A 13402-nucleotide genomic window follows, 5' to 3' on the forward strand; every position below is an offset into this window, starting at 1 on the left:
ATGAAACAACACTTTAATTGTGCTGCATGCAATACAAACGCTGTATGAAAAACGCTGTGTGAGGCGATGACGCCTCACACGATATTGTCGATGCGGATCATTAACCACCTTAAAAACACCACCTGTGAGTTACGAAAACGCTGATGGCTATAAAATTCGCAACCAGCACGGATTGCATTTTATGACTTTTACTGTTGTAGACTGGATAGATTTGTTCAGCCGCCAGTGTTACAGGGACATTTTGGTAAAAAACATGGAGCATTGCAGGTTAAAGAAACAGCTTTCGATAGGCGCTTATGTAATAATGACGAATCATATGCATATTATCTGGCAGTCTGAGTGTGGAAAGCTGAGTGATACGGTCAGGGATTTTAAATCCTTTTGCACAAAGGAATTCATTCATGCCATACAAACCGAAAATGAAAGCAGGAGAGAATGGCTGCTGCGTATGTTTCAATTTCATGCGCAGCAAACCAATCAAAATAAAGAGTATAAAATATGGACAGGTACAAATCATCCGGAAGAAATTGTAACAGAAAAATTTTTAAAAACAAAGATGGATTATATCCATAACAATCCTGTAAAAGCAGGTTGGGTGGCAGAGCCTGAAGATTATTTGTATTCCAGTGCTTCCAACTATATAACAGGCAGGGGAATAATGGAAATTGATTATTTATTTTGAAGATATGCTATCGCCCGGAGGCGATAATAGAACCGTTCGTGGCGATGACGCCACGAACAGCGAAAACACGAACAGCGAAAACTACGGCTTAAACATCACTATATGAGCAAAAGAATTACCGTGTTTATAATAGCTATGTTGCTGGTATATGCCGCAACAGCGCAGCAGCGTACGTACTGTAATCCTGTTAATATAGACTATGGCTACACGCCCATACCCAATTTCAGCGAGTGGGGCAGGCACAGGGCTACTGCCGACCCGGTGATTGTTACCTATAAGGGCGATTACTATTTGTTCAGCACCAATCAATGGGGCTACTGGTGGAGCAGCGATATGCTGAACTGGAATTTTATTTCACGGAAGTTTCTGAGACCCTGGAATAAGGTATATGATGAACTCTGTGCACCGGCGGTAGGAGTTATCGGCGATACCATGATCGTATTCGGTTCTACCTATACTAAAAACTTCACCATCTGGATGAGCACCAATCCTAAAACGGATGACTGGAAGCCATTGGTGGATTCCTTCGAAATCGGAGGCTGGGATCCCGCTTTTTTTACAGATGATGATGGACGGCTGTATATGTACAACGGCAGCAGTAACCGCTATCCGCTGTATGGCATTGAGCTGAACCGAACAACATTTCAACCGATAGGAACGAGAAAAGAAATGTATTTTTTAGAAGAATGGCGCTATGGCTGGCAGCGGTTTGGTGAACATATGGATAATACTTTTTTAGATCCTTTTCTGGAAGGGGCATGGATGACCAAACATAACGGTAAATATTACCTGCAGTATGGCGCACCGGGTACGGAGTTCAGCGGTTATGCGGATGGGGTGGTGGTGGGCAACAATCCGTTAGGGCCTTTTACACCGCAAAGCGATCCTTTCAGCTACAAGCCCGGTGGCTTTGCAAGAGGCGCAGGCCATGGCGCTACCTTCCAGGATAAGCAGCACAATTACTGGCATGTGTCTACAACCGTGCTGTCGGTAAAAAATAATTTTGAAAGAAGGATCAGCATTTGGCCTGCCGGGTTCGATAAAGATGATGTGATGTTCTGTAACACGGCTTTTGGCGATTACCCGCATTACCTTCCCGGCGTAGATGTTATTGGAAACACTATAAAAAGTGGTGCTCCTTCGGCATATTTTACCGGGTGGATGCTGCTGAATTACAATAAGCCGGTTACGGTTTCGTCTACCCTGGGTAATTATACTTCCAATAACGCGGTGGATGAAAGCATTAAGACCTACTGGAGCGCCGCCACCGCAAATAAAGGAGAGTGGATACAAACCGACCTGGGAGAAGTGAGCACCGTTAATGCCATACAGATTAATTATGCCGACCAGGATGTGGACAGCAGTTTCCTGGGTAAGTCCCTCGGAGCTTACCATCAGTATAAAATGTATTACTCCGCAGACGGCAAGAAATGGAAAATACTCGTTGATAAAAGCGGTAATAAAAAAGATGTGCCGCATGATTATGTGGAACTGGAAAGCCCTGTGCAGGCGAGATACATTAAGCTGGAGAATATGCACATGCCCACCGGTACATTTGCCATCAGCGGGTTAAGGGTTTTTGGAAAAGGCAACGGGGCAAAGCCATCAGCGGTAAAAGACTTTATTGTATTGCGTACAGAAAAAGACAAACGAAGCGCCTGGCTCAAATGGCGGCCGGTAAACAATGCGTATGCCTATACTATTTATTACGGCACAGCACCGGATAAATTGTACAATTGCATTATGGTGCACAATGCCAATGAATACTGGTTTAAGGCAATGGACAGCCAGAAAACCTATTACTTTAACATAGAGGCGATTAATGAAAACGGGGTATCGGGGAAAGCCAGCCTTATAAAGGCGAAGTAAGTGTAAATCCTTATAACATAGACATTTTATTCGGCAAATCGGTATACTTATGGGGTTGCGAATGTCAAATTTCCTTTTTATATTTGTTTTCATAGACTTTACCACTAAAATCTCAAAACAGTTTAGCTTTCTAATTTTATATTGCTTCCCAACGGGGTCTACCCTGCAGGGCAACTGTGAGAAGAGTGAGATCCCGGCGAATCGTTCGGTGCCAGCGTCTCATAGCTATCTGCAGTGGCTTTTCATGAAAACCCCGTTGCGACTTAAAAATTTAATTCTCACCCAGGTTGAAAACACCTCCGAAAGCAGCCATTGGTTTGCTATCTGAAAAATGCGATAAAACCTAAAAGGGAGTACTTATACAACATTGTTTAAGGAAAATCATGAAAACGCGTCTCCTCATCGTCAATTTCTTACTGTTGGCCTATTGTGTCTGTTCCCAGGATCAGGGCAATTCCATTGAAGGGGAATTCTATTTCAGATACGATAAATACCCTGCATTTTCTTATTCTCCCAATCCTACGCGGATGCACAAAGTTAATTCATCAGGAACAAGTTTTGGAGCAGCGTTAGCTTATCGTTTGCAAATGCAGCAGCGTTTCTTTTTAAAAGCAGGCATTGGCTATTGTAAGTATTCCTTTAGCAAAATGAAAGTTTATGATCCTATTTTCGGTGAGACAAATGCACGTTTAACTTTATACATGCCTCAAAACACTAGAGTGTATCTCGCTACTCCCAAGTATTGGTATAATTGTATTTCCATAAATATAGTTCCGGAGTATCATTTCGCATTGGGCAAAAATTGGTTGGTGGCTACAGGTTTGGGCATTAAAAATTACCTGACCTTTTCGCAGGTTTATAGTTTTAAAAATATTGAAAGTGCTAAATCCCGGAGATTCCATTACCAGGGATATTCTATTTCAGGTCAGTTTTCATTTTTTCGTCAATCCGGAAAGGTCATGTTTGGCCCCAGGATAATAGTCCCTTTCTTTGACTGCTACAAGCAGGATAATATTTTCCCCAGCGAGAATAATTCTCTTAGCAGGAGTAAGTGGTTTCAGGGATTAGGATTAGGTATCAGTTGTGCGTATTCACTAAAAAAATAATCTATATGAAACACAAATTACTCTTCCTGGTAATAGCGCTTTTCTTATTAAATACCAGAGATACCTAAGCACAAGTAAAAACAAAAGTATTTGAAAAAGACATTCCTGAAAATCTGTTACCTGTCATAAGATCAACAAGCAAGGAATTCGTCATTTTTCCTCCGCCAGACTTTTTTAATAAGAGGGCTCTGGGTAACGAGCAGGAGAAAGATAAAACCGGATTATACGAAATAGCGCTTCCGCAAACCACGACTATTGATTTTATGAAAGAGGCAGAAGTATCTGAAAGTGGTAATCTGGTTATATATTCGTTGAATATAAAGGCTAATGACGCACTGGGGTTATCTCTTGAATTTAGTGATTTTGAGTTGTCTGAAAATGCGGTATTAAGTATTTTTTCAAGATTTGAGTTGACAGATAGTATAACGAATAGTGAAAATAATGATTAACGTCAATGGGGTACTCGTTTTTATCATGGTGATTTACTTCATATTGTTTTGAAAGCACCTATTGAGGAAGCAAAGAGAATACGGCTATTTATAAATGAGGTGTTTTTTGTTTACAGAGATTTTGATAGATTTGGCAGTCTTGGTGCATCTGCTCCCTGTAATATTAATGTCGCATGTCCTCTTGGTAATGGATTGCAGAGTGTACGTAATGCCGTTACTATTATACAAGTTGCAGGAGGATTTGCTACAGGAGTTATGGTTATGAATACTTGCGGTACCAATATTCCCTATTGCTTAACAGGTAAACATGTTGTAGATATCGCTGGCCCTGTCACAAACTGGAAATTTCAATTTTTTTACTTTAGTACTCAATGTTCTACTAACGTGGGTTTTCGGGAAGATATGCAGTTCACTGGTTCCACATTAAAGGCGAGTTATTATATTATTATAATTCTGACTTTGCTTTGGTACAACTGAACCAGGTTCCACCGTCCAATTCCAATATTCACTATGCTGGCTGGAATCGCGGAGCAATTCCAGGACAATCTTTTCCCGGGCAAATCTATTTAAGGGGCATACATCATCCGAAGGGCGATCTGATGAAGATAAGTGGCTCTGGCGGCCCTTTAATAAGGACTGGTGGAGGTACTGGATATGATCCAAATGGTCATTGGCAGGTAACCTGGAATCAAGGAATTACTGAGACTAGCTCTTCCGGCTCACCCCTACTTGATCGCAATGATAGAATTATTGGACAATTGCACGGCGGAACTTCTTTTTGTTCGACCCCTAATTCACCTGATTGGTATGGTAGTTTCGACATTTCCTGGGCAGGCGGCGGTACCAATGCAACACGCTTAAGCAATTGGCTTGATCCTAATAATACCGGGGCCTTAACTACAAATACCACGAACGTATCAGTCTTAACACCTCCCACTATAACAGGTGATTTTAACATCTGGTGCGCTTATTCAACCCGTAATTTTTCTGTTACAGCTACCCCAAATACTACCTACAACTGGTTGGTTAACGGGAAGCTCTATATTTCCGGCGGGCAGGGTACCAACCAGGTAACTTTAGGGCCGGGCTACACCGGCGCGGGCGTTATAAGCCTTACAAGAAATATCTGCGGCTTTGCCAGTACTGAAAACGCGAATATTACAGTGGCTGCAGCCGGTGTTGGCGGTACAGTACGGCAAACCGGACAATCCAATAAAGAGATGAACACCGTTAATTTTATTAAAGCCGGCTATGCCGATGTGGATCTGATATTGCCAGGAACCACTTCAATAGGTTGCTCCCGAACTTCAGGTACGGGGTCGTGGGGCTATAATAGTTCTACACGAATACTTAGCTTAAATTTTTCCGCAGGCCAAAGTTCTAATTTTTATATGAGCGGAACCGGCAGTTGTGGCGCTACCAGCAAAACGGTAGCATTTGCGGTAAGCTCCGGAGGTTATGGATATATAGTGTCACCCAACCCTACTAATGATTATGTAACCATAACGGCTGTAAAAGATGAAAGCTCGCCAGAAGGTAAAATGGCTAAGGATGAGGACTTAAATTATGAAGTTTCAGTTTATAACGTTAATCAGATCCTCATGAAAAAGAGTAGAAACGTAAAGGGACAAAAACAAATTAAACTGAGCATTGGAGGACTTAGAACAGACGTGTATTTTGTAATAATCAAAAATGGAAAGCATGTGTCGCACCAGCAATTGCTGATACAATAACAAGAATTTTAATTTACCGGCATTGATCATCAGGGCTCCGAATTTTGGCAACTGCATGTTGCAAAGGTTTGGAGTCCTTTATATCAGCCATCATACCGGAAGGCTGTACCCCCATCGCGCCTTAGTTAACAGAAAGTTTTACCTTCAATAACCTTTACCCTTATATGGGTGAGGTATATTATTTGATTATAATCGCCGCTAAAGCCTGAATCAGTCGTATTTTTGAAATGATTAATAACTTGTGAATGAAAATCATAACCAGGATCATTACTGTACTCCTTATTGTATTTGTTGTAACAACTGTATATGCTCAGCAACCCCCTTTCTATAACGATATACAGCATTTCAAAAAACTCGACAGCGCCCATTTCCCTCCAAAGCAGGCTGTTCTGTTCATTGGCAGTTCATCGTTTACCTTCTGGAAAGATGTGCAGGAATATTTCCCACAACACACTATTATTAACCGCGGTTTTGGCGGCTCATCGCTGCCCGATTTGATCCGTTATGCCGATGATATTGTTTTTGCCTATGATCCCAAGCAGGTGGTGATCTATTGTGGCGAAAACGACCTCGCAGCATCCGATACCGTTAGTGCTGCAACGGTTACGCAAAGATTTATTACATTCTTTACAATGATCAGGAATAAATATCCCAAAATACCGGTGTTGTATGTTTCCATGAAACCCAGTCCCAGCCGGGCGCACCTGATGCACAAAATGGACGCGGGCAATTGGGCCATAGAAGAATTTTTAAAGAAGCAAAAGAGAACCGTGTATGTTGATGCCTATCATTTAATGTTGGACGCCAATGGCAAACCCCGGAAGGAGCTATTCGTTGAGGATATGCTGCACATGAATAAGAACGGCTATGCGATATGGCAAAAAGCGATAGGACCTTATCTGAAATAAGTGAGTTGTGAGTGGTCAGTGGTGAGAAGTGAGAGGGCAGAAGTGAAAGGAGCACTGTGTTGAGGATTAATTTCCATGAGCAAATTGTAGTTGAAGCAATCTTTTTATAGTCTTAAATAGTTGCTTATGAAACTCCTCTTTATTGTTATTGCCTTCATTCTGTCTGCCAATCATACATTAATGTGCTGTATTAAACATTTTGCATTGTATGGCGCAGCCGAAGACGGACGCGATTACAACACCACCAATATGAGTCGTGTAAAGAAGTACAACGAATACCTCGCTCCATACAAAGCCGCTATGGATATATGCGTGGGCAGTATCACCCGCCCGGTAAAGGAATGAAAAGGATTTCAAAAAATTGGACTGGAACCCGGTGAATCCAAAAAAGTTGAATTCACCATGTCAGTAAGCGACCTGAAATTTTATAACAGCGATCTTCAGTATGTTGCCGAACCCGGAGATTTTAAAATTTTTATTGGAACCAACAGCAGGGATGTGAAAGGTGTTGATCTTAAATTACTACCTTAATAAAACTAAATTTAAAATCCAAAGACGGAATCCCGAAATTCGAAGAAAAAAGTGAGAAGAGAGAAGTGAAAGGCGGGAAGTGAGAATGAGAGTGTTTATCCTATTATTAGTAGTTCTCACCTGATCGCTGATACCTTATTGCCGTAACTTATACCCTGAAACCTGAAACCTGTATCTTGCAACCTCACTAAAAAGAACGATATGCGTTTTCTGTTATTGCTGCTGTTCATCGCATCCGCAAAGTGTGCATTCCCTCAACCGGGAAACCAAAAGCCCATGAATATCATTTTCATACTGGCGGATGATCATCGCTACGATGCTATGGGCTTCATGAATAAAATACAGGGCTTGCAAACGCCGGGTATGGACCGCATGGCACGGGAAGGGATGCATATAAAGAATGCATTTGTGTCTACGGCCCTGTGTTCTCCCAGCAGGGCGTCTATATTAACCGGCCAGTATGCGCATACCCATACCGTTGTAGATAATAATTCTCCATTGCCCGGAAGTCTTAAATTCTTTCCGCAGTACCTGCAGCAAAAAGGCTATCAAACTGCGTTCCTGGGAAAGTGGCATATGGGTGCCACCAATAATGCTAATCCCCAGCCGGGCTTCGATTACTGGATCAGTTTCCGCGACCAGGGTGTATACTATAACCCGGTGTTTAATATTAATGGTAAAGAAGTAAGATTTGCCGACAGCACCTACACTACCGACCTGCTAACGGATTATGCCATCAACTGGTTAGATAAAACCAGTAAAAGCAAACCCTTTTTTCTTTATTTGTCGCATAAAGGTGTGCACGCCGAATTTTATCCTGCCAAAAGACACAAAGGGAAATATGCGGATATTCCGATAGTTTGCCCGCCTTCCATGTATCTAACGGTAACGGATAGTAGCAAAACATTCGGCACTGTTACGGCCCCTCAAACAAAAGTAAATTACCGCGATATTCCGCAATGGGTACGCAACCAACGGTATAGCTGGCATGGGGTGGATTATATGTACCACGGCACTATTGTTTTTGATGATTTTTACCGGCGCTATCTCGAAACCCTGCAGGCTGTTGATGATAGTATTGAGAAAGTATTAGAATGGGTAAAAGCGAACGGGCAGGAACAAAACACCATAGTTGTGTATATGGGTGATAATGGCTTTTCATTTGGCGAGCATGGCTTAATTGATAAGCGGCACGCTTATGAAGAATCTATGCGGGTTCCCATGCTGGTATGGGCACCGGGTATGGTAAAGCCTTCATCGGTACTGGAACAGGTGATCATGAATGTGGATATTGCACCTACATTCCTGCAACTGGCTGCCGTTGATAAACCATCGCAGATGCAGGGCTATTCTTTTGCGGGCCTATTGAAGGGGCAGACAGCAGCCTGGCAGCGCGACAAAGTGTTTTATGAGTATTACTGGGAGCAGGCTTTTCCCCAAACTCCTACCACTTTTGCGCTAAGAACGGATCGCTATAAGTATATTTATTACAATGGTGTGTGGGATATTAATGAACTGTATGATTTGCAAGCTGATCCCTATGAAATGAACAACCTCATACGCGATACAGCTTACAGGAAAACAGGCCTGCTGTTGAAAACCGAATTGTTTAACTGGTTAGATAAAACAGGCGGGTTGCAGATACCGCTAAAAAGAGCAGCTCCTATAAAAGGAGATAATTTATACAGGGGAACGTATTGAGGAAGTTTATGGTTTGTGAGTTTATGGTTTGTATTTTTTTAACTCAAATCATAAGAATCTAACCGTTCACCTTCAACATTTGCCGGATCAACCGTAATGCCGGCGGGTTAGGTTTGAGAAATACATTTACGTTAAAGGCGGTTATCTTATCAAAGCGTTCGGCTTCATCCATTGCTTCAAGCGCCATGGTGTTGAATACCGCTTTGCCGGATTGAATATATTTTTGATTGCGCGTTATGGCTTTTTGTATTTGTGCCGGCGACTTGTCAATAGCATGCAGTCTTCCGCTCCTTAGCCGCATGGCAATTTGTTCGGCCATAATACCTGTGCCACAGCCAATTTCAAGTACCTGATCATCCGCCTGAATGTTGAGCAGGGCTATTGCCCATTTATAGCGTTCATGCATTTCCGTGTGCATTCATATTTGTTGATGTGTTTATGAATCTTTATTGTACGCCTGTGATCCACCAGGTATTTCCCGAAGGATCTTTTACGCCGCAGGCGCGTCCATAGCTCTGATCGGCGGGTTCCATCAGTGATGAAGCGCCGTTTTCAAGCGCAGTAGCATAGCTTGCATCGGCATTGGTTACATAAATAAAAAGGTTAGCTGTTTGCGAAGGCCATTGTTCCGTGGCCTGCGCAAACATAATAGTGCATTCACCTATTTTTACTTCGGCATGCATAATGGTAATGCCATCATCCCTTAAATGCTCATTGCCGGGCACAGCGCCAAACACAGTTGAAGCAAAGCGGATAAAATCCCTGGGATTCTTTGATATCAAATAAGGCATTAGCTGCTGGTGACCGTTTGGAATGTTCATATTTATGCATTTAATAATAAGAACAAAAGTATTTAGTTGTTGCAAAACAAAATTGAAAAAAAGGGGCATTGTTTGGGCATTGTTTCACACAGCCTGACCGGATACACAGGGACGGGAACAGATCATTCGTACTGAATATAAAGCCAGCTCCTCCGCATTAATATTTACCCCACAACAGGATGGAAGTAGAAACATGTTGGTTACGAAAAGAGGTATAGAAAAAAGAAGAAGAACCGGTCCCGATTGCTGCAATACATATCTTTATAAAATCCTCCGTATTTTAGCCCATGCAAAATATTGAAAACCTGATCTTCGACCTGGGAGGCGTTATACTAACATTAGATATGCCCCGCGCTGAACAACATTTTACGGCTTTGGGTGTAAAAGATTACAATACACTTTTCCGCAGTGGTAATGTTTCCTCTTTTTTCAAAGCATATGAAGTGGGCAGCATAACGGATGCGGAATTCATGGAAGCGCTGAGAAATTTAGCCGGGCTGCCTTTAACGGACAAAGAACTTGTGACGGCATGGAATGCCATGCTGGGTTATTTTCCCGAAGAAAGGATTGCGTTATTGCACCGCCTTAAAACCAAATACCGCTTGTTCCTGTTCAGCAATACCAATGCCCTGCATTTAACCACTTTCAGAAAAATGTATGCAGACGCATTTAACGGCAATGTTTTTGACGATCACTTCGAAAAAGCCTATTACTCCCATACCTTAGGTATGCGCAAACCCGATAAGGAATCGTATGCGTACATCATCAGAGAAAATAATCTTGACCCCTCAAAAACAGTTTTTATAGACGATTCTATCTTAAATATTGAAGGCGCGGAAGCTACGGGTTTAAAAGGAATACATATCAAACCAGGCATGTCTATTCTTGATATTGATTTATAGATAGCCCCGGCTCTCGATGCGAACCGGAAGCTGGGGAAAGAGAAAGCCGGGTCGCACGAACACGAGCTTTGAAGTTGGTTCGTGAGACACAAACCAGGGCATTTGGAAATTGGTTCGTGAGACACGAACCAGGGCATTTTTACACCAGGCTGTCTTCAATATATTTAAAAGCAACACGCGGGGAACGCTTTTTCCATAATACCTGGTAAATGTTTTCGGCGATAGGCATACTGGCGCCGATCTCTTTATTGAGTTCATGAATGCTGCGGGCTGCGTTATATCCTTCAGCCACCATCTTCATGTCTGTTTGAGCAGAAACAACGGAATGTCCTTTGCCGATTAATGCGCCAAAGCTCCGGTTACGACTAAACAGGGAATAACAGGTTACCAGCAAGTCACCGAGGTAAACGGAAGCGGCATAGTTTGGTGATTTTTTTACATGAAGGGCGCTGGCCGCGGTGTGAACGCCCACTTTTACATTGCGTATACCCGCTTTACGCAAAAAAACCGCCATTTCATCGGCGCTGTTGGCGATCAGCACGCTTAAAAAGTTATCGCCATACCCAAGTCCGTTTGCCATACCAGCCGCTACAGCATAAATATTTTTGAGTATGGCCGCATATTGTACACCATATATATCATGATTGACAATAGTATTAATGTAGGGCGTGGAAAAATAACCGGCAATAGCTTTTGTGGTAGCCTGCTTTGTTCCTGAGAAAGTAAGGTACGATAATCTTTCCGCAGCCACTTCTTCGGCATGGCAGGGCCCCATAATAGTAAAATAATCGTCAATGCTGAAATCAAACTTTTTTTTCAGGTAATCATTTAGCAACAGGTTCTGTTGCGGTAAAATACCTTTAACGGCGGAAATAATTTTTTTTCCTGCGAGGTCTTTTGCCGTAATGCCGGAAAACTGCTGTATTACATAAGCGGAAGGCGTAACGATAACGATATGGTCTGATGCAGCAAATACCTGCCTGGCATTGGTAAAGAGGGTGAGTAAGCCTGCATCAAAAGACACGGATTGCAGGTAGTTGGGGTTGTGCAATCTTTTCATAAGATGCTTTGCTATGGCATCATTGCGTACACACCAGTTAACAGGTATGCCGTTGCCCGTAAGCATTTTTGCCAATGCCGTTCCCCAGCTTCCGCTGCCGATAATGCCAAACTGCATAAAAAAAAGTTTGAGCCTCAAAAGTAGGCCTCAAACTTTTAAAATAGGGCTATAGTTTGTAGTTTATAGTTTTTGAAGATAATCCCATCATAAACAGCAAACTTCCAAACTCCCTTTATTGCTTTATTTCAAATAATTGCTCTTTAGGTACCACCTTTACCTTCGATTTGTTTCTCAGCGTTTTGCTCACGATGGTATAAGGCCCGGTGATCACTTCATCTCCTTCATTAAGCCCTTCTGTTATTTCAATATTATTAATATCCTGTATGCCTGTTTTTACCGTTACCAGTTTCACGGTATTATCTTTTTGCAACACAAATGCTACTTCCAGCAGATCGTCTGATGCAGCGGCGGGAGCGTTTTCATTATTTGCGTTATTGCTGCCGGTAGCGGCCTGGTCTGTTTTTTTAACGTCTTTCACTTTAACGCCTTCACTTGCCGTATCTTTTTTATCGCGTGTGGTTACAGCGTTAATAGGAATAGAAAGTACATTCCTGTGTGTTTTGGTTTGTATATCGGCGCTGGCGCTCATGCCAGGGCGAAAAGGAAATTTTTTGGGTTTCAAAGGATCAAAAAGATCGGCATAAGAATCGCGGAGAATGCGGACCTTTACTTCGTAATTGGTAACATCAGTGCCGGAGCCCGATGAGGCGGCAGTTTGCAAAGCCGCTCCCTTCTGGCTGCTGGCAATTTGCGTAACAATGCCTTTAAACTTACGGTTGTTATAAGCATCTACTTCAATAATGGCAGTGTCGCCCAGGTCAATTTTCTGCACATCGTTTTCGCCTACTTCCACTCTTATTTCATACACGCTGATATCTGCTATACGCATCATTTCAGTTCCCGCCATCATGGAGTTGCCTACTACTCTTTCGCCTTTCTTTACATTTAATAAAGACACCACGCCCGTCATAGGCGATATCAGTTCAGTTCTGCTCAGGTCTTTATTGGCCTTTTGCAGGTTGGCCGCCGCGCTTTTTACCTGCGCCTGGTTGCTGCGAACACTTTGCGTAGCGGCATCATAATTGGCCTGCGCTGTTTTTAAGGTATTATCGGCCTGCTCAAATTCTGCTTTTGAAATTACTTTATCATCCAATAGCTGCTTTTGCCTGTTATAAGTAAGTTTGGCCAACTCCAGCGATGACTTTAACGCCTCCAATTGAGCCTGTGCATTGGATACCAGCGACTGCTGTCCGGCAACCTGCGCTGCTGCCTGATCGCGCTGGGTGGCATAAATGTCGGCGTATATGCGTGCCAGCACCTGCCCCTTTCTTACACTGTCGCCTTCTTCTACATTGAGTTCCGTTATTTCGCCCGAAACATCGGGACTGATCTTTACTTCTATTTCGGGATAGACCTTACCGCTTGCCGTTACAATTTCTGTAATATCCCTGCGTATTACTTTTTCTGAAGACACTTTTATGCCTTCTTCCTTACCTATTACGCCGTTTTTTTTCAACACGACCAGTAATATTACTAACGCTACCAGGCTAATAATAATCCATAGCAGTTTTTTATTCATG

At 42.6% G+C, this 13402-nt stretch carries 14 protein-coding genes and 1 pseudogene; 11 read left to right on the forward strand and 4 right to left on the reverse strand.

All coding sequences use genetic code 11. The features are described from left to right. The first annotated feature begins 124 nt into the window (after positions 1-124). The 10 genes and pseudogenes from VL121_RS17680 (at position 125) to VL121_RS17725 (ending at position 8979) form a co-directional block, all read left to right on the forward strand. On the forward strand, positions 125-682 hold the full coding sequence (locus tag VL121_RS17680) for an REP-associated tyrosine transposase (RefSeq protein ID WP_325407824.1): 558 nt from the start codon (positions 125-127) through the stop codon (positions 680-682). 102 nt (positions 683-784) lie between these two features. Continuing rightward, positions 785-2551, forward strand: a complete 1767-nt coding sequence (locus VL121_RS17685) for a family 43 glycosylhydrolase (protein ID WP_325407826.1) — start codon at positions 785-787, stop codon at positions 2549-2551. Positions 2552-2934: 383 nt separating this feature from the next. Then, positions 2935-3657, forward strand: a complete 723-nt coding sequence (locus VL121_RS17690) for a hypothetical protein (protein ID WP_325407828.1) — start codon at positions 2935-2937, stop codon at positions 3655-3657. Positions 3658-3920: 263 nt separating this feature from the next. Beyond that, positions 3921-4106 (forward strand): hypothetical protein, encoded by a 186-nt coding sequence (locus VL121_RS17695; RefSeq protein WP_325407830.1) that lies wholly within the window; start codon positions 3921-3923, stop codon positions 4104-4106. Between the two features lie 48 nt (positions 4107-4154). Then, positions 4155-4583: a hypothetical protein gene (locus VL121_RS17700; RefSeq protein ID WP_325407832.1), complete on the forward strand. Its 429-nt coding sequence runs from the start codon at positions 4155-4157 to the stop codon at positions 4581-4583. Positions 4584-4864: 281 nt separating this feature from the next. Beyond that, entirely contained in the window at positions 4865-5839 is a 975-nt protein-coding gene (locus VL121_RS17705; RefSeq protein WP_325407834.1) for a T9SS type A sorting domain-containing protein, read from the forward strand. A 245-nt stretch (positions 5840-6084) separates the two neighbouring features. Continuing rightward, positions 6085-6747, forward strand: coding sequence for a GDSL-type esterase/lipase family protein (locus VL121_RS17710; RefSeq protein ID WP_325407836.1), 663 nt, complete (start codon positions 6085-6087; stop codon positions 6745-6747). Between the two features lie 126 nt (positions 6748-6873). Then, positions 6874-7092: a glycoside hydrolase family 3 N-terminal domain-containing protein gene (locus VL121_RS17715; protein ID WP_325407838.1), complete on the forward strand. Its 219-nt coding sequence runs from the start codon at positions 6874-6876 to the stop codon at positions 7090-7092. A gap of 12 nt (positions 7093-7104) precedes the next feature. Further along, positions 7105-7278: pseudogene (locus tag VL121_RS17720) on the forward strand (fibronectin type III-like domain-contianing protein); the annotation flags it as partial. A 276-nt stretch (positions 7279-7554) separates the two neighbouring features. Beyond that, on the forward strand, positions 7555-8979 hold the full coding sequence (locus VL121_RS17725) for a sulfatase family protein (protein ID WP_325407840.1): 1425 nt from the start codon (positions 7555-7557) through the stop codon (positions 8977-8979). A 58-nt stretch (positions 8980-9037) separates the two neighbouring features. Here VL121_RS17725 and VL121_RS17730 read toward each other — a convergent pair whose 3' ends face one another. Next, positions 9038-9397 carry an SAM-dependent methyltransferase gene (locus VL121_RS17730; protein WP_325407842.1) on the reverse strand — a complete coding sequence of 120 codons (360 nt, stop codon included), beginning with the start codon at positions 9395-9397 and terminating at the stop codon, positions 9038-9040. Between the two features lie 28 nt (positions 9398-9425). Further along, positions 9426-9800 carry a VOC family protein gene (locus tag VL121_RS17735; RefSeq protein WP_325407844.1) on the reverse strand — a complete coding sequence of 125 codons (375 nt, stop codon included), beginning with the start codon at positions 9798-9800 and terminating at the stop codon, positions 9426-9428. A 287-nt stretch (positions 9801-10087) separates the two neighbouring features. On the opposite strand from VL121_RS17735, the gene VL121_RS17740 reads away from it, so the two are divergent. Continuing rightward, positions 10088-10702, forward strand: a complete 615-nt coding sequence (locus VL121_RS17740; RefSeq protein ID WP_325407846.1) for an HAD family hydrolase — start codon at positions 10088-10090, stop codon at positions 10700-10702. A 139-nt stretch (positions 10703-10841) separates the two neighbouring features. Here the strand turns inward: VL121_RS17740 and VL121_RS17745 are convergent, their stop codons facing one another. Both VL121_RS17745 and VL121_RS17750 read right to left on the reverse strand, forming a co-directional pair. Next, positions 10842-11879 carry an NAD(P)H-dependent glycerol-3-phosphate dehydrogenase gene (locus tag VL121_RS17745; RefSeq protein ID WP_325407848.1) on the reverse strand — a complete coding sequence of 346 codons (1038 nt, stop codon included), beginning with the start codon at positions 11877-11879 and terminating at the stop codon, positions 10842-10844. Between the two features lie 115 nt (positions 11880-11994). Continuing rightward, positions 11995-13401, reverse strand: a complete 1407-nt coding sequence (locus VL121_RS17750; protein WP_325407850.1) for an efflux RND transporter periplasmic adaptor subunit — start codon at positions 13399-13401, stop codon at positions 11995-11997. Position 13402 lies beyond the last annotated feature (1 nt).

The organism is Agriterribacter sp. (genome assembly GCF_035497235.1).
In the GTDB taxonomy this organism is placed as follows: Bacteria; Bacteroidota; Bacteroidia; order Chitinophagales; family Chitinophagaceae; genus Agriterribacter.